Annotated in this window: 17 protein-coding genes and 1 riboswitch; of the genes, 8 read left to right on the top strand and 9 right to left on the bottom strand. The window is 42.5% G+C overall.

From position 1 onward, the window contains the following. Positions 1–15 precede the first annotated feature (15 nt). On the top strand, positions 16–1,209 hold the full coding sequence (gene ftsW / locus F975_RS02460; protein WP_004749917.1) for a putative lipid II flippase FtsW: 1,194 nt from the start codon (positions 16–18) through the stop codon (positions 1,207–1,209). A gap of 30 nt (positions 1,210–1,239) precedes the next feature. On the opposite strand, the gene gluQRS is transcribed toward ftsW, so the two are convergent. The 7 genes from gluQRS to F975_RS02425 all read right to left on the bottom strand — a co-directional run bounded on the left by gluQRS (position 1,240) and on the right by F975_RS02425 (position 8,590). Further along, complete coding sequence (gene gluQRS / locus F975_RS02455) at positions 1,240–2,127, bottom strand: tRNA glutamyl-Q(34) synthetase GluQRS (RefSeq protein WP_004749915.1); 888 nt, start codon at positions 2,125–2,127, stop codon at positions 1,240–1,242. A 3-nt stretch (positions 2,128–2,130) separates the two neighbouring features. After that, entirely contained in the window at positions 2,131–2,646 is a 516-nt protein-coding gene (gene dksA, locus F975_RS02450) for an RNA polymerase-binding protein DksA (protein ID WP_004749914.1), read from the bottom strand. A 206-nt stretch (positions 2,647–2,852) separates the two neighbouring features. After that, positions 2,853–3,641, bottom strand: coding sequence for a metallophosphoesterase (locus F975_RS02445; RefSeq protein ID WP_004749913.1), 789 nt, complete (start codon positions 3,639–3,641; stop codon positions 2,853–2,855). A 25-nt stretch (positions 3,642–3,666) separates the two neighbouring features. Beyond that, positions 3,667–4,275 carry an NUDIX domain-containing protein gene (locus tag F975_RS02440; protein WP_034425602.1) on the bottom strand — a complete coding sequence of 203 codons (609 nt, stop codon included), beginning with the start codon at positions 4,273–4,275 and terminating at the stop codon, positions 3,667–3,669. A gap of 76 nt (positions 4,276–4,351) precedes the next feature. Next, positions 4,352–6,247, bottom strand: a complete 1,896-nt coding sequence (gene thiC / locus F975_RS02435; protein ID WP_004749910.1) for a phosphomethylpyrimidine synthase ThiC — start codon at positions 6,245–6,247, stop codon at positions 4,352–4,354. Positions 6,248–6,340: 93 nt separating this feature from the next. Then, a riboswitch (TPP riboswitch) is annotated at positions 6,341–6,460 on the bottom strand. 83 nt (positions 6,461–6,543) lie between these two features. Next, positions 6,544–7,419: a DMT family transporter gene (locus tag F975_RS02430; protein ID WP_004749909.1), complete on the bottom strand. Its 876-nt coding sequence runs from the start codon at positions 7,417–7,419 to the stop codon at positions 6,544–6,546. Between the two features lie 76 nt (positions 7,420–7,495). Then, positions 7,496–8,590 (bottom strand): hypothetical protein, encoded by a 1,095-nt coding sequence (locus tag F975_RS02425; RefSeq protein ID WP_004749908.1) that lies wholly within the window; start codon positions 8,588–8,590, stop codon positions 7,496–7,498. Positions 8,591–8,897: 307 nt separating this feature from the next. Here F975_RS02425 and phoU point away from each other — a divergent pair, with 307 nt between their 5' ends. After that, on the top strand, positions 8,898–9,620 hold the full coding sequence (gene phoU, locus F975_RS02420) for a phosphate signaling complex protein PhoU (protein WP_004749907.1): 723 nt from the start codon (positions 8,898–8,900) through the stop codon (positions 9,618–9,620). 331 nt (positions 9,621–9,951) lie between these two features. Here the strand turns inward: phoU and F975_RS02415 are convergent, their stop codons facing one another. Together F975_RS02415 and argH are read right to left on the bottom strand one after the other, a co-directional pair. Beyond that, positions 9,952–10,224, bottom strand: coding sequence for an oxidative damage protection protein (locus F975_RS02415; protein WP_004749906.1), 273 nt, complete (start codon positions 10,222–10,224; stop codon positions 9,952–9,954). A 13-nt stretch (positions 10,225–10,237) separates the two neighbouring features. Then, positions 10,238–11,671 carry an argininosuccinate lyase gene (argH, locus tag F975_RS02410; RefSeq protein ID WP_034425599.1) on the bottom strand — a complete coding sequence of 478 codons (1,434 nt, stop codon included), beginning with the start codon at positions 11,669–11,671 and terminating at the stop codon, positions 10,238–10,240. On the opposite strand from argH, the gene F975_RS02405 reads away from it, so the two are divergent. From F975_RS02405 to F975_RS02380, 6 genes are all read left to right on the top strand, one after another. Beyond that, on the top strand, positions 11,662–12,804 hold the full coding sequence (locus tag F975_RS02405; RefSeq protein WP_004749904.1) for a sensor histidine kinase: 1,143 nt from the start codon (positions 11,662–11,664) through the stop codon (positions 12,802–12,804). The two genes, argH and F975_RS02405, sit on opposite strands and share 10 nt — an antisense overlap. A gap of 44 nt (positions 12,805–12,848) precedes the next feature. Next, positions 12,849–13,586: a LytR/AlgR family response regulator transcription factor gene (locus F975_RS02400; protein ID WP_004749903.1), complete on the top strand. Its 738-nt coding sequence runs from the start codon at positions 12,849–12,851 to the stop codon at positions 13,584–13,586. A gap of 84 nt (positions 13,587–13,670) precedes the next feature. Beyond that, entirely contained in the window at positions 13,671–14,591 is a 921-nt protein-coding gene (gene hemC, locus F975_RS02395) for a hydroxymethylbilane synthase (RefSeq protein WP_034425596.1), read from the top strand. Position 14,592: 1 nt separating this feature from the next. Beyond that, entirely contained in the window at positions 14,593–15,357 is a 765-nt protein-coding gene (locus tag F975_RS02390; RefSeq protein WP_004749900.1) for a uroporphyrinogen-III synthase, read from the top strand. Then, entirely contained in the window at positions 15,354–16,190 is an 837-nt protein-coding gene (locus F975_RS02385; RefSeq protein WP_004749899.1) for a hypothetical protein, read from the top strand. Before F975_RS02390 ends, F975_RS02385 begins: the two co-directional genes overlap by 4 nt. A 9-nt stretch (positions 16,191–16,199) precedes the next feature. Next, positions 16,200–17,396, top strand: a complete 1,197-nt coding sequence (locus F975_RS02380) for a hypothetical protein (protein ID WP_004749898.1) — start codon at positions 16,200–16,202, stop codon at positions 17,394–17,396. The last annotated feature ends 194 nt before the right edge of the window (positions 17,397–17,590 follow it).

Below are 17,590 nucleotides of genomic sequence, written 5' to 3'. Positions count from 1 at the left end.
AATCAGGGAGCACGTATGGCTGTAATTACTCAAGGTATGAGCAAACTGCAAAGTCTCTATACTCGCATTGCCCCAAAATTTCCGAGCGAAATCACTGCACGTAATATTTTGATTTTCTGTGTGGTGAGTTTACTGGTGATCGGGACAGTGATGGTGGGATCGGCATCTATGCCTTATGCCGATGCCAAGCAGCATGATCCATTTTATTTCTTGGAACGACATGCCATTTCGATTGTGATTGCTGCCATTGCAGCATTTGTTACGTCCAAATTTCCGCTGGATTACTGGTTTAAAAATACCTTTTTGTTCTGGTTAGTTACGATTGGTCTGTTAGTCGTGGCACTTGGTGTAGGAACCGAGGTCAATGGTTCAACACGCTGGATTCGTATTGCAGGTTTTACCTTGCAGCCAACGGAAGTTGCCAAGTTGATGATGGCAATCTTTACTGCAGATTATGTGGTGCGTCGTGCCCATGAAGTCCGTAATAGCTGGATGGGCTTGGTGCGTTTAGGTGGGATCATGTCGATTACGGTTGGTTTGATTTTGGCTGAACCTGACCTTGGGGCAACCGTGGTTATTGTGATGATGATGTTTGGCGTGTTCTTTTTGGCAGGCGCACCGATCATCCAGTTCCTGTTTTATATTGGCGCGATTCTGATTGCCTTGGTGTTTCTGATCGTATTTGAACCGTATCGTTATGAACGTCTGGTGTCTTTCAGTAACCCGTGGGCAGATCCACTGGGTTCAGGTTATCAGTTGTCGAATGCCTTGATGGCCTTTGGACGTGGTGAATGGTTTGGTGTCGGACTCGGGCACAGTATGCAAAAAATGTCCTATTTACCTGAAGCACATACCGATTTCATGCTGGCGATCTTGGGTGAAGAGTTTGGTTTTATAGGCATTACCACAGTGTTAGGGCTTGAGTTCGTGATGCTGGCATGTTGTGTGCGGATTGGGCAACGCGCCTTAAAAAATAACTATTTACGCGCAGGTTATCTGGCATACGGGATTAGCATGATTTTCCTGATGCAGATTCTGGTGAATGCAGGCATGAACATGGGCATGCTGCCAACCAAAGGTTTGACCTTGCCGTTTATTAGTTATGGCGGGACATCGCTGATGATGTGTGCGGTGATGATTGCTTTTGTACTGAAAATTGACGCATCGACTAGGCAGACCAACCCCAATCAGGAAGTCTCCAACTTCTAAAAATAAAAAACCACGCAATCGTGTGGTTTTTTATTGATAAATCTGTGTAAGTTGCGTGGTTCGCGGAATTCGTGAAACATCCCACTGCGCAACTGCCTGTGTAAGCATGCGGGCAGGGTGATCGAGTTCAACAGGTAACTGATGTAAGGCAGCAATCGCTTGTTGTAAAAGCTGTGGTGCTTGTGTCGGGTCAAGTGCCTGTGCCAGATTTTGCTTGGAGAGTTTTTGCCCCTGAGCATTCATAGCAAGAGGCAAATGCATATAGCTGAGGTGCGGATAGCCGAGTAATTGCCCGAGCCAGATTTGCCGTTCAGTATTATCCAGCAGGTCTGCGCCACGCACCACATGGGTCATGCCTTGTAAATAGTCATCAACCACGACAGCCAGTTGATAGTTAATAATGTCATCGCGACGTTTCAAAACAAAATCACCGAGCTCATGGGCAAGATTGGAACAATGTCGACCTTGTAGGCGGTCATCAAAACAGATGAGCTGATCACTGACTTTGACCCGAATGGCCTGATGTTCAAATGGTAATTTTAGCTTGCGGCAAGTCCCTGCATAAATGGCATTGGAGCCGAGCATTTTACGGGTACACTGGCAGGCATAGACAAGGTCTTGCTGCTGGAGTTGATTGAGTACGTCTTGATATAGATCTAGACGGTCTTTTTGAAAAATAATGTCAGAATCAGGTTCAAATGCAAAGGCATCTAGGCACTGTAAAATATGTGTTTCACTGCCAGGATAAATGCGGGGAATGTCGGTGTCTTCAATCCGAACCAGCCATGTACCATTTTGCGATTTTGCATCGCAATAGCTGGCAACAGCAGTGAGTAGTGAACCAAAATGCAACGGGCCGGTTGGCGATGGCGCAAACCGACCCACGTAAGCAGACTGCATGGACTGCAATTCACTCATGGTTTAACCGTTGTTTTGCTTCTCTTTGATTTCTGCCAAGGTCTTACAGTCGATACATAAAGTCGCTGTTGGACGAGCTTCTAGGCGGCGTAAACCAATTTCAATACCGCAAGTTTCACAGAAGCCATAATCTTCATCTTTGATTGCAGTAAGAGATTGTTCAATCTTACGAATCAGTTTACGTTCACGGTCACGTGTACGCAGTTCAATGGCAAACTCTTCTTCTTGGGTTGCACGGTCATTTACATCTGGCAAAGCAGTTGATTCGTCTTGCATGGTGTTGAGTGTACGATCAACCTCAGACATAAGCTCGGCTTTCCAAGCTTCAAGAATTTGATGGAAGTGCTTAAGCTGACCTTCAGACATATACTCTTCATTTTTCTTCGGTTCATAAGGAGCGATACCGAATAAGCTTGCTGTTGAGCTGCCTTCAGAAGCCTTAGGCTTGGTCTTACGTGGTGCACGTTTCGGTGCATCTGTGTGGTCATCTAAGACTTGGTTTAGGTTGTCATTCGCCATAATAGGGCATTCCTCATCATATACATCGAGATCGACGTAATCGCTATGGTGATATGCAAGTTTTTTGTTATTTCACCCTCAAGTGAATTCATGCTCAAGGGGTCGTCATCATAAAGACTTTTTGCATACTTGAATAGTCTTAAATTCTACCCAAGCGATCCTTTTTCAAGACGGTTAACTTAATCGAAATTGCACCAAATGAAAAGTTAATAACCTGAAATCTCATTATTTATTTTTGGAATGAGGTGATTGACACGGTAAACCCTACTGTCTATACGTCCGTCATTATACAAATCCAATACACGATAACCTGGTGCATCGCTATGTCCCAGAGCGAAATCATGGCTTTGGGGTTCAAACTGAACACAGGTCGATGGAACAGCTAAAAATTCGATATTGTCTTGAATCTGTGAAAATTCTTGGTGGACGTGCCCGTGAATCACAGCTTTAACTTGAGAAAATTTATGAAGTACAGAGCACAGGTCAGCACTATTTTTAAGCCGGTGATGATCGATCCAGGTGGATTGCATATGCAGTGGATGATGATGACAGCCAATAAGCACAAAACGGTCATTCAATTGCTGTAACAATTGATCTAATTGATCTAATTGATCTTGATCAATATGTCCATCAATTTTTCCCGTGACTGTCGTTGTCAATAAAACGATCGTCCACGGCATCAAATCGATCACTGTAATGGGCGCGGGTTGTGAATACGGAAAATAGTGCAGATCGTCATGATTGCCAGGCGTTTGATAAAATGGAATGCCTAAACTCTGCATATATTGCATATAGCGGGCATAAGTGGTTGGCGTTGCGTCTTGCGCGACATCTCCCGTGTGTACAATGGCTTGAATATGGGGATGTGTGGCAACAATATGTTGCATAATTCCATGAAAGTTATGTTCTGGACACATTTCCACAAATGTCGCACCGGCATGCTCCATCAAGTGGGTATCGCTAATTTGAATAATAGTTTGAGCCTGTTGTGTCATCGCATCTATCACACTTGAGTGCCATTTATTTTTGAAGATGTTGCTGTAACCATTGCAATGCCATAATTACAGGCGCATTGGCAAGTCGTCCGCTCGTCAGCAATCGGGCTAGGTCAGCATAATCAAAAAGATGTAATTGAATATTTTCGCCTTCGTCGGCGACCCCAAAAATTCCACCCTGTTCAGGCAAGTCCGCTTGTGCGGCATACAGATGAAATAACTCGGAACATGCGCCTGCGGAAGGGTAAAAACTGAATAAATGCTGGAGTTGGTCAAGCTGACAACCTGACTCTTCTAGGCTTTCACGGCGAATACAGGTTTCTGGTGATTCATCCCCATCGAGGACGCCTGCAATAATTTCCAGTTGCCATGGTGATTGCTGATCATCGAGTGCGCCAACACGGAATTGCTCAATCAGTGCAAAGCGTTGTTGCTGATCATTATAAATGAGTACACCTGCTGCTTCTGGTCGGTGAATTAATTCACGTTGTAAAACAGAGGTATAGCTTGTTTTTTTAAATAAACGATGACGTAAACTGACTTTCTCAACTTGCAAGAAACCTTTAAATAATGTTTTGCGAGAAGTCACTTCAACATCTTGTTTGTTATAGCTTGCATGCTCAACGATATTCATAAGCAAAATTAGGATGAAATATTTCATTTCATCCTAACTGAGCTATGAATTAAGGCAACTCTTTTTTATGGGAAAATTAGACCTTGTGGTATAACTTTTGCCCTGTCTGCTGGTAGGTTTCCTTCATGCTTTGTAAGCCTTGTTCAACTTCTTGATTTTGAATATCTGGCTGATTTGCATTTTTTTGATTTTCTGCATAATCTCTCACGTTTTGCGTGATTTTCATCGAGCAGAATTTAGGACCACACATTGAGCAGAAGTGTGCTGATTTATGCGCTTCTTTCGGCAAGGTTTCATCATGCATGCTACGCGCCGTATCTGGGTCCAGACTTAAGTTGAACTGATCATCCCAACGGAACTCAAAACGTGCTTTTGACAGCGCATTGTCACGTACTTGTGCACCCGGATGCCCTTTGGCAAGGTCAGCAGCATGCGCAGCAATCTTGTAGGTAATAATGCCATCTTTCACATCTTTCTTGTTTGGCAGACCCAAGTGTTCTTTTGGTGTCACATAGCACAGCATGGCTGTTCCGTACCAACCAATCATGGCTGCACCAATCGCTGAAGTGATGTGGTCATAACCCGGTGCGATATCGGTCGCTAGCGGCCCAAGAGTATAGAATGGCGCTTCTTTACAGACTTCAAGCTGTAAGTCCATATTTTCCTTGATCATGTGCATTGGCACGTGTCCAGGGCCTTCGATCATGACCTGAACATCATGTTCCCATGCACGGTGGGTCAGCTCACCCAGTGTTTTAAGTTCACTGAACTGTGCTTCGTCATTGGCATCCTGAATACAGCCTGGGCGTAAACCATCACCTAAGCTGAATGACACGTCATAGGCTTTCATGATTTCACAGATTTCATCAAAGTGCGTATACAGGAAGTTTTCTTCATGATGTGCCAGACACCACTGTGCCATGATCGAACCACCACGTGACACAATACCTGTCAGACGGTTAGCCGTCATTGGCACATAACGCAGCAATACACCTGCATGGATAGTGAAGTAATCCACGCCTTGCTCAGCCTGTTCGATCAGGGTGTCTTTAAAGATTTCCCAAGTCAGGTCTTCGGCAACGCCATCGACTTTTTCTAGTGCTTGGTAGATTGGCACGGTACCGATAGGCACTGGCGAGTTGCGGATAATCCATTCACGGGTTTCGTGAATATTTTTCCCTGTTGACAAGTCCATGATGGTGTCAGCGCCCCAACGGGTTGCCCAGGTCATTTTCGCCACTTCTTCATCAATCGAAGAACCAAGCGCGGAGTTACCAATATTGGCATTGATTTTCACCAAGAAATTGCGCCCGATAATCATTGGCTCAAGTTCAGGGTGGTTAATGTTGGCAGGAATAATCGCACGTCCCGCAGCCACTTCCTGACGCACAAATTCAGGGGTAATTTCTTTAAGGTTTTGCGCACCAAAGTTTTGCCCTGCGTGCTGACGCATATCGACATCTTCACGCTGACGCTGGTTTTCACGAATTGCGATATATTCCATTTCAGGCGTAATAATACCTTGCTTGGCATAATGCATTTGCGTAACGTTTTTACCTGCCTTGGCACGGCGAGGGTTTTGAATATGGGCGAAACGGATTTCTGCGGTACGGATATCTTTGAGGCGTTCTTGACCGAACTTCGAGGTTAAGGTGTCGAGTACATCGGTATCAGCACGTTCTTCAATCCAAGTGCCACGAACTGATGGCAAACCTTGATTGAGGTTAATTTGCGTATTCGGGTCAGTATACACGCCTGAAGTGTCATAGACCATGACAGGTGGATTATGCTCACCACCCAAACCTGTAGGCGTTTCAGTCAGTGAGATTTCACGGAAGGGTACTTGAATGTCTGGGCGAGAGCCTTGAACATAGACTTTGCGCGATGCAGGCAAAATACGGGTCAGATCTTTTGCATCTTGTTCATGTTGTGCTGAAATATCAGCAGGGGACGGATTCGTTAATTGGTTCATGGTCATGATCCTTATGAATGACATCAACGAATCAAGCACGACCAAAAAACGTGGCGGATTTATCGGGTTAGAAAGGATAAATCGCGAGCTGTAGTTTTTAGATGGCTTGATTCCTACGCAGGTTTTAACCTGATCAGGTTCAACGGTACTTGTGTTTAAATACAGAATTTACACAATCTCAGCGAGGGATTACTCGCGCTCCGTCAAGCATGGCAACAGCTTAGCATGTTTTTATTGAGAAAAAAGTCTCTGTCATTATTTTGCGATACAACAGTTTTTAAGCTATAGATTTTTAATTATTTTTTAAATTTTAACTTGCCTAAGACAGTTGGGTTGCACAGTAAAATGGAGGCAAAAATGAGGATAAATCCAATTAAGCTGGCATGGTCTGGCAATTCTTTCCAAAAGAAATAACCCCAAATACCTGCAAAAATAATTGCCATATAATTGACAGGCCCAATCTGCCCAGCAGGTGCCAGGCTGTAGGCTTTGGACATAAAAATCTGACTGATATTGGCCAGTAAACCTGCACTAATTAAAAATGCCAGCTCCTGCCAGTGATAAGGGCGAATCAGCCAAAACATTGGAATTGCCGACACCAGTGAACCAAAAGCGCAGAAATAAAACACAATTCGTTCAGCAGGTTCGGTATCGGTCAGCGCCCGTACTGTGACAAAAGCCATCGCTGCCAGAAAACTGGCGGTAAGCCCAATCAGCGAAATACTGTTAAACATACCTGAGTCAGGTTTTGCAACACACAGGACGCCTGTTAAACCAATCAGCGCCGCAATCAGCATGGATTTGGTAATCCGTTCTTTTAAAAACAACCACGCAATTACGGGAATAAAAATCGGGGAAGAATAAGTAAACACCATGGCATTGGAGAGCTTAAGATGGGCAATCGCATAGAAAAAACCATACATTGCAGATAATCCGACAATGCTACGCCACAAATGCATCCATAGTTTTGTAGTTTTAAAAAACTGTGGCCCTTTTTGTAAAAGTATCGGAATAAAAATAAATAACCCGATAAAATTGCGGAAAAAAACAATAGTCGCGTTGTCTACAGTATGTGACGCATAGCGAATACAAACCCCCATAATTGAAAATAAAAAGGCAGAAATAATCAAAAGGCCAATTGCTTTCAATATATCGGAGGAGTTCGAAGTCATGGTTTGGAAAGTGAGAAAATAAAGTCAGAATAATCGCCTAAGATAGCATAAATGGGCTACTTTTTCGGCACAGATCCTAAAATTGCTGCTTACTCACCAGGCTATTTGCCACCTTACCTGCATGGGTAATACAAATAGAATCACTTAAACAATCCCGATTAATATGTGTGCTGTCTAGCGCCAGAGGATCATAGAGTCCCATGTAATGATCGAGCTGTTTTATGGCTTTGATTGTCTCGCTTCGCTGTGAACGCTGTTCACTTGGACTGAGTTCAATCGGAATAGTCTCATCACGGTTGTGCGGGGTAATCTGAATAAAATGCAGGAATTTTTTTGCCTGTTGTCCTAGCTCAGAGTGATCTTGCACTGCTAAATACTTAATTTCTTCGAGTGCTTCAGGATAGATGCTGTCCTCGCCGACATAGTTGCTAGACACGAGCATATTACTTACTCCGTGAAAGAGAAACTGGGTATATTTGAATTTCAGGCGTTGTGCATCATCAATCAGAGCGCTGTCAGGGTACGTCTGGACATAATTTTGCCAAAATAATGCCCGTTTGGAAATTTCAGCCCATGAGATATTAAAACCATTGCTAGACAAGACTGGAAATTCATTTTGCGCTGCCAGTGTTTCAATAAAAATCTGCTCGGCTTTGGGGAGATAAGGCGCAAAAATATGCAGCAAATATTTGGGCTGACGGCGATACATAATCCCTGTATCGCCAGAATCATACACCTCATAATAGGCTGCATTGCCCTGATGCTGTAGTAAATAGCGGTCACGCGGTGAAAACTCGGATATATAACTGGTGTTGTATGTATTGTCACTCATCGCGTATTGATCAAAAGCACGCTGTTGTTCTGTCGTACGGTCGCTGGCGAGAAAGCGCTGATACATGCTCGTTGAGGCATAGAGTAATTGTTGGCGCTCATTCGCTGGAAGTTGTGGTAAACATTGTTCCAATCGTTGATTAACATACTGCAAATCTTGTACTGAGCTGGTATTGGTGATGTTCTGCATTTGCTGACCGAGCAAACTACACAAAGAGATGACCGTTTTTTGTATTCCGTGGCGTTGCGATTCTTCCTGATGTTGTTCATTGGTAGGTTGATGGCAGCCTGCTATCAAGAGTACGAGCATTAGCATGGAACGCCCTAGTTTAACTGGCATAAATCAACCTCAAAAATTTAAATCGTCAATTGCTAACATTGCGAATTTATGGATGATATTTTTAGAGTAAGTATGCAAAGAAAGCTGTTGTAAAGTTGCAAATTTTGGTTAACAAATTTAGTGAAGTGTCAAAGAAAAACGAAATATGTCCATACTGTGTAAAATTTGATGATTTTTTGGAATTCCAAGAATAAGATATTGAAAATCAAAAAATCACCCTCGTATCAAATTGTTGGTTTTGTCATCAAACCGTCATGTGAATTATGTTTAAATAAAAAAATTCATTTCTCGATTTTGGAGATCTCTCTTGACCCTAAAAAATCCAGTCTTAGCACATCATATTTCTTCACAATTTAATGAAGATTTACAAGAAGTGAATGCTAAATTTATGGCAATGGGAGGGATAGTCGAACAGCAAGTGACCAATGCTATTCATGCACTGCTCGATACCGATGTGAATATGTCACTCGATGTTCAGTACCAAGAAAAAAATGTAAATCGCCTTGAGCTGGAAATTGATGAAGGCTTAACTCTGATTTTAGCGCGTCGCCACCCTGCTGCAATTGACCTTCGGATGGTGATTGCGATGAGCAAAGCCAATACCGATATGGAACGTATTGGGGATGAAGCCTTAAAAATTGCCAATATTGCACAAACTTTATGTGAAGAAGGCGGTTCACCACGCGGTTTTATGGAAACTCGTCATATTGGCAACCAAGTCCGTGTCATGATTCATGAGGCACTGGATGCTTTTGCTCGTCTTGATGCGGAGCAAGCCTTAGAGGTACTGCGTGCCGATGTTGATATTGACCGTGAATACCAGTCTGCAACACGTACGCTCATGACGTATATGATTGAAGATCCACGCTATATTTCACGTGTATTGAATGTTCTCTGGGTACTACGCTCTTTGGAACGCGTAGGTGACCATGCACGTAATATTGCCGAACAGGTGATTTATATTGTCAAAGGTCTAGATGTTCGTCACACCAGCGTAGATGAAGTTGAACAACGGGTGCACAGTCGTTAATGAGCTGACTTTTATATTTTTGAAAGGGCGAAGGAATTTCGCCCTTTTTTATTGCTGACTCAAATCCAAAATAAAAAAAATCCCAGAGTTGGGGGTGATCTGGGATATATAAAAGGAGTATCGGTCACATTAATCAAGAAAAAAACTTGTCTTGTTAAAAGTATAATAACCAGAGTCTAAGCAACAATCATGTGTAGTCCTGTGAGGGCTTGTTATTTTGTATGCCTGTTTGTAAGCAGCATGTAAATTTTGTTGAAATAAAAAGCAACGAACAGGTCGTTGCTTTTTATTGGATGTTAAATACAGAGCGATAATATTTATAGGTAAAATATTATTTCTCAGCAGTCCAACCTTCAGCTTTCTCTACGCTTTCATCATTGCTCAAGAATTTTTCACGCTGTTCTTCCAGAAACTTTTTCGCTTCTGCTTCAAACACGTTTAAGCGTTTTTCATTGATCAGTGTGGTTTGGTGTTTTAACCATTCTTGCCATGCCTGTTTCGAGACTGTTTCAAACAGTTCTTGTCCTTTGGCACCAGGAAATGGTGCAAAGTCCAAGCCTTCCATCTCGGTTTGATATTTACGGCAAAAGACTTGTCGAGTCATATCTTATTAATCCTTAAGCGTAAAGTTTTTCTAAACGCACATAAGCACGCTCAATTGCTGCAGCAACCTGTACAGGGGCAGTACCACCGATGTGGTTACGCGCGCTGACAGAAGCCTCAAGGGTTAAGGCTTTTTCAAAGACATCTGCACTGATCAGGTCAGAGAACTGTTGTAATTGTTCAAGGCTGAGTTCAGACAAATCTTTTGATTCCTGTACGCCAAGCGCAACTGCTTTACCCACAATTTCATGTGCATCACGGAATGCCACGCCTTTTTTCACCAAATAATCGGCCAAGTCAGTTGCGGTTGAGAAACCACGTAGTGCCGCTTCACGCATAATTTCAATATTTGGAACCAGTGCAGGAATCATGTCGGCAAATGCCATGAGTGAACCACGAACGGTATCAATCGCATCAAACAAAGGTTCTTTATCTTCTTGGTTGTCTTTGTTATATGCCAACGGTTGACCTTTCATCAGAGTCAACAGGCTCATAAGGTCACCATACACGCGACCTGTTTTACCACGAATCAACTCAGGAACATCTGGGTTTTTCTTTTGTGGCATGATCGATGACCCTGTGCAAAAGCGGTCAGGAATGTTCACAAACTTGAACTGTGCCGATGTCCACAAAATCATTTCTTCAGACATACGTGACAAGTGCATCATGATTAACGATGCAGCAGCATTAAATTCAATGCCGAAATCACGGTCAGAAACTGCATCCAGTGAATTTTCGATGACGGCTTCAAAACCTAACAACTCGGCTGTATAAGCACGGTCGATTGGATAGGTTGTGCCCGCAAGCGCTGCTGAACCTAACGGCATACGGTTAACACGTTTACGGCAGTCGATTAGGCGTTCGCTGTCACGTACCAGCATTTCAAACCACGCCATAAGGTGATGACCAAAAGTCACGGGCTGTGCCGTTTGCAAATGGGTGAAGCCTGGCATAATTGTAGTGGTATTTTTGGCAGCTAAACCCAAAATTCCTTTTTGTAGGCGTTCGAGCAGTTTGAGAATGTCATCAATCTCGTCACGTACATATAAACGGATATCAGTTGCAACTTGGTCATTACGGCTACGACCCGTATGCAGTTTTTTACCTGTGATGCCGATGCGGTTGGTCAGACGTGATTCGATGTTCATGTGAACATCTTCAAGGTCAATACGCCATTCGAAAGTACCTGCTTCGATTTCCTGACGAATTTCAGTCAAGCCTTGAATAATATCATCACGTTCAGCTTCAGTCAGAACACCGACTTTGGCAAGCATGGTGGCATGTGCAATCGAACCTGCGATATCTTGTTGATAAAAACGTTGGTCAAATTGCACAGATGCAGTAAATTCAGCAACAAAAGCATCAGTAGCTTCGGTAAAGCGACCTCCCCACATACCTGAAGTTTCATTGGTTTGCGGAGTATTAGAGGAATGAGAAGATGTGGTCATGGCGGCTCAGTAAAATAAAAAGCAGTATAACAAAAGCTCAGCAACTTGCCGATGCTCAAGATCATCATTCAGCCCAGAGTAGCGATGTGCTGAACAATCAGTCAGCCTATTTTTTTACGAAAATAGGTCGTTGGCAACACTTAATCGAATTATTTGCAGCCAGCAGTATTTTGGCGGTGGTATTGATGCTGGCTGAAGCAGGGGCTTGGCAAGCCATGAACTGGGGGCATGTCCTGCAATATTTGCTCTACATTTATTGGGTGATTCTGGCTTTTATTGTGGTGATTCAGAAAATACAGCCGAAAATAAACCATTTAAATCATGTTGTTGTATTTACATTAGCATTTTTTTTGTTGCAAGGGATCGTACTTCTGACCACGATTTTCTTAAATGCATTGATGCTGATGATACATTTTGGATGGCGACAGCTTGGTGATTGGCAACAGTTATTTGATCATGCAGGGTTGCATCTCAGCTATGGCGTACTCATGGGGGCATTTTCTCTACGCTATCTGTATATTCGCGATCAGTGGCTCAAGCAGCAACATAGCGAATTGCAGGCGCGAATTCAGGCCATGCAGGCACGGATTCAGCCGCATTTCTTGTTTAATAGCTTAAACAGTGTGGTCAGTTTGATTGCGGTTGATCCCGATAAAGCAGAAGAGATGCTGATTAATCTGTCGCGTCTGTTTCGGGTGAGTTTTCAGGAACTCAAATTGGTGAGCTTGGCAGAAGAACTCCAGATTTGCCGACAATATATTGCGATTGAACAGATTCGCCTACGGGATCGTTTGCAGATGGATTGGCGCTTGCCTGATATTCAGGCACTGCAATATATTCAGATTCCAGTCCTGAGTTTGCAGCCTTTACTTGAAAATAGTATTTTTCATGGTGTTGAAAAAATAAGCAGTCCGTGTAAGATCAGTTTATTGGTAGAGATTCTCGACCGACAAGTTAATATTGTGATTACTAATCCATATTTACAAGAACAACAAGGGCAACGCCAAGGCAATGGCATTGCATTAGAAAATGTTAAACAACGGCTACGTGCCTATTATGGCGATGCTGCCTATATTCAATGTTTTGCAGGGCAGGGCATCTTTACCACAATCTTAACCTATCCGTATCAATAACAAACGGATGACATACACAGCAAATCGGGGAATATAAAGCGCGTATGGATATTTTAATTTGTGATGATGAGCCTCTAGCTGTTGAACGATTGGTGCGTTTGGTCAGTGATTTGGGGCATCAGGTGGTGGCAACAGCTGAACATGGTGGGCAAGTCTACGATTTGGTTCTAGAGTATGAGCCTGATGTGGTATTGCTCGATATTCAAATGCCCGAAATAGATGGGTTAAGCTGCGCCCGCCAATTGGCGCATCTTGAGATCAAACCCGCCATCATTTTTTGTACAGCGTATGATCAGCATGCTTTACAGGCTTTTCAGTCTCAGGCACAAGCTTATTTACTCAAACCGATTGCCAAAAATGAATTGTGTGAAGTCCTCGATCAAGTCTGTAAACCCAATCAGGCACAAGTCAGCCAGTTTCAACAATCATCCAGTCAAATATCCAAAAAACAGCGCCAGCACATTACCGCAAAGTCTCATCGGGGGGTTGAACTGATTCCGATTGAGCAGGTGTATTATTTTCTGGCAGATCAGAAATATGTCACCATTCGTCATCAAAAGGGTAGTGTCTTGATTGATGAAACATTAAAAGATCTGGAACTGGAGTTTGCTGACCAGTTTATTCGAATTCATCGCAATGCCTTGGTATCCATCAAATTTTTAGATGGAATTGAAAGTATTTGTTCTGGACAGTATCAGGTGCGGTTACGTGATGTCGCTGAGCGTTTGGTGATTAGCCGACGGCATTTGCCTCAGCTTCGCGAGTCTATACAGCAACTCTAAACAGTTTTTTAGGCTTGGGACTTGCATTTTTATTAGATCAGGTTAAGTTTAGTGCATCATCTCGATGCTCAGGCTTCATCCATTATGAATATTTTGAAAATTGCGACCCGTCAAAGCCCTCTGGCATTATGGCAAGCCGAGCATATAAAAAGTCGTCTTGAGCAGCTTTACCCGCAGTTAACCGTAGAATTGGTGACTTTTGTCACTCAAGGGGACAAAATCCTTGATACACCTTTAGCAAAAATTGGTGGAAAAGGTTTATTTGTCAAAGAGCTAGAAAGTGCCTTGCTCGATGGTCGTGCCGATCTAGCGGTTCATTCTATGAAAGATGTTCCAATGCAACTGCCTGAAGGCTTAACGCTGGCGGTTATTTGCGAGCGTGAAAACCCGTTTGATGCTTTTGTTTCCAATCATTACGCACATTTTGATGAGTTGCCACAAGGTGCAGTAGTGGGGACGTCTAGTTTGCGCCGTAAGTGTCAGATTTTGCAGCAGCGTCCTGATTTGGTGATTAAAGATTTACGTGGCAATGTGGGCACTCGTCTTGGAAAACTGGATGAAGGTCAGTACGATGCCATTATTTTAGCCAGTGCAGGATTAAAGCGTTTAGGTTTGGAACAACGTATTCGTCATCATGTTAGCGCAGACATGAGTTTACCTGCGGTTGGACAAGGTGCTTTGGGCTTGGAATGTCGTGCTCAGGATCAGGCAGTTTTGGATTTGATCGCACCTTTGGCACATGCTGAAACTCAATATTGTGTACGTGCTGAGCGGGCATTTAATGCGTATCTAGAAGGTGGATGCCAAGTGCCGATTGCAGGTTTTGCCACTTTGCAAGATCAGCAATTACATCTAGAAGGTCGGGTGGGGAGTATCGATGGTGTCGTGTTATTGAAAGATCAGGTGACAGGTGCTGTGGAGCAAGCTGAGCAGCTGGGTGTGCAATTAGCACAGCAATTGCTGGCTCAAGGTGCAGGTGAATTACTCAAAGCGCTGCACCACTAAAATGCTTCTGCTGAATACTCGCCCAATCGAGCGTGCGCAAGCCCTGACGCAAATCCTGCAACAAGACCAGATTGAAGTAGTGGAATTGCCTTTACTGGAATTAAAGGCAATACCCTATTCCGCAGAGCTTGCTTCATTATATCAGCAATTGCTGCACGTTCAGGTGATTGTAGCCGTCAGCCCTACGGCGGTTGATGTGGGGATGCGGTATTTACAGGCAAGCCAAATCGAACTGTCCACTTTGAAACAGGTGCAGTGGATTGCAGTGGGGCAGGCAACGGCACGCAGTTTGCAGTACTATGGCATTACGGCCAGTGTTCCAGATGTTGAGAACTCTGAAGGTATGCTGCAGCTTCCTGTGTTGCAGGGTTTGCATCTTCAGCATGTGGTATTTTGGCGGGGGCGTGGTGGACGACAGTTCATGATGGATGCCTTACAGCAGCGCGGTGTCAATATTTTGAATTTTGTACTGTATCAGCGCCAGTGTCCCGCACAGACCACAATACAGTTTCAGCAATTATCCCCACGCTTGCTGGCAATGACACAGCCTATCTTTGTTTGTATAAGTAGTGAAGCCAGTTGGTTGAACTGGGTCAAACTATGTCAAAATACCCCTGAAATTTTATCTAAATGTCAGTATCTCACTTTAGGGCAACGCTTAACGCAATTGTTGCTTCAGCAGCACATTCCCGCTGTGCAGCAGCTTGAAAGTTTAGACCCAGAGAGCATACGCAACTTTCTGTTAAAACAAAAAGGCACAGCATGAGAAAGTTATTTGTGGCTTTAAGTCTATTGATTGTCGCTTGGATGGTAAAACTCAATTACGATCTGATGCAAAACTCCAAGCAATTACAAGAGCTACAAACGCGGATTTTGCATAGCGAACAAGCCAATGCCAATGCCAATGACCAGTTAGTGGCATTACAACGTCAACTTGCACCCGATACGTCAGGGGCGACTGCTTCAGATGTTGCCAGTAGTGAAAGTGCTGCTGTACATGCGCTTAATCCGATTATTTTGGTGAAGCAGCAGTTGCAACTGGTACAGTTTGCTTTACAGCAGCAACAGGACGTTTATGCATTTCAACAATTGCAAAAGCTCAATCAGGAGATTGCAGCTTATGATTTATCACCTGCCCTGCAACAAAGTTTATATCAGGCAATTACTCAAGATTTACAAAATATTCAGCAATATCATGATAACCATCAAAATCAGCTAGATCAGTTACATTTAATATTTCGCCAAATGGATCAGCAATTAAATCAATTATTATTGAGTCAAACTCAGCAATATCAGCCTGTACAGCAAAAGCATTTTTGGAATCGCTGGTTTAAAGTCGAATCAACAGACCAGCCACAAACTGAATTAATGAATCAACGGCTGGTATTAAAAGAAATGCAAATACGTCTGGTACTCGCAAAACAATTGCTTGAATCTGGCCAATATGATGAATATCAGCAAACATTGTTAGATGTAAATCAGTTATTGCGTCAAGCACCGACATTTAATCGCCATGCTTTAAGTGTATTACTTGAAAAAGCCAAGCAGCTGCCTGCTGTGACTATGCCGAAACTCACTGCACTGGCAATATTGAATTAGAGGTCAGGCATGAAACAGATTTTATATTCTTATGCATTTGTGCTGCTGCTTTTAATTGCGCTGGTGAGTATCCTGAGTTATGGATATGGCGCAGGTTATGTCTATGTTTATTTTCGACATTGGCAAATTCAGAGTAATGTTTGGGCATTATTAATTTCGCTGGTCATACTGAGCCTGATTGGACAGGTATTATGGTTGCTATTTAAACGTTATTTTTCCCGACTTGAACAAAGAAAACAGAAAGTATTTAATTTCGAACATTTGCATCCTTATGAAAAAATGGCGGTATTGTGGTTATTAGATGCCAATCAAGAAAAAAGGGATATGGTTGAAGGGATTTTTAAACAATCTAATTTATTAAATGAAGTGATTCATGCATTTTTCCTCTGGAAGCAGGGTGATGCAAAATCAGCATTAAATATGCTTGAACATAGTCCTGCCATGGCGTTTGAATTGGCAGAATTACAGCGAATTGAAATTTATTTATCTGAACAAAACCCTAATCATGCATTAACCCATTTGGAATTTTTATCTCAGCATGAATTATCTCCTTGGCTAAAAGACATTCAGCAGGGATATCTGCAGCGTTTAACCTTGCTTTGGGGACAGTTTGCGGTGCAGTTTCCGTGGCTGTATGTGCAAAGTAGTCAGTTTGGGCAGCTCAATGATATTGATAAAACCCGTTGGTTGCAGCAGATTTTAATTGCCTTTGATCAAGCTAGCCCAGAAGATTTAAATCATTTACAGCAGCGTTATGAAGAGTTTAAAGAGACGAAGCTGCATGACACAACCCGTGAAAATAAAGTGTTATGGTTGAAGGTTTTAGCGCGGTTACCAGAGATGAGTCTGGCGCATGAAATGTTGGCTGAAACATTACTGAACGAATTGTTTGATCAGGAGGTTTTTTATTTGTGGTTTGAAAAACAATTGTTAAAACAAACACCTGCATATGATAAAATTGAACAACAGTTAAATATGTGGGAAGCGAAATACCCAAATATTCCTATATTTAGTTTTGCAAGATGGTTTATTTATCAGGAAACAGGTCGTTTTTCTGAAGCAGAAAAATTATTAGAATTATATCCAGATAATATATTAATGAGTTATTTAAGAATTAAAAACCAGTTAAAGGATAATGAAGTTCTGGTACAACAGCTTAATTTACTGTTTGAGAGTAATACGAACTTTTTAAAAGTAAATTTATAGCTGAATAATTTTGCAATTCGAATATCAGGATATTAAAAATATGAAACTAGAGGTTTTATGATTAAAAAATAAAAAGCGATTGATGTTGTAAAAATAAGTTATTTCTTTGGCTTTTCTCTATACTTAATAATCATGATTAGATTAATATATTTGGCATGGAAGTTTATTTTAAATAGATTCCAATCTGAATTTGG

Source organism: Acinetobacter brisouisimilis (genome assembly GCF_000368265.1).
GTDB lineage: Bacteria > Pseudomonadota > Gammaproteobacteria > Pseudomonadales > Moraxellaceae > Acinetobacter.
Note: the sequence above shows the minus strand (reverse complement) of the source record. Positions and strands in the feature narration are given on the sequence as shown.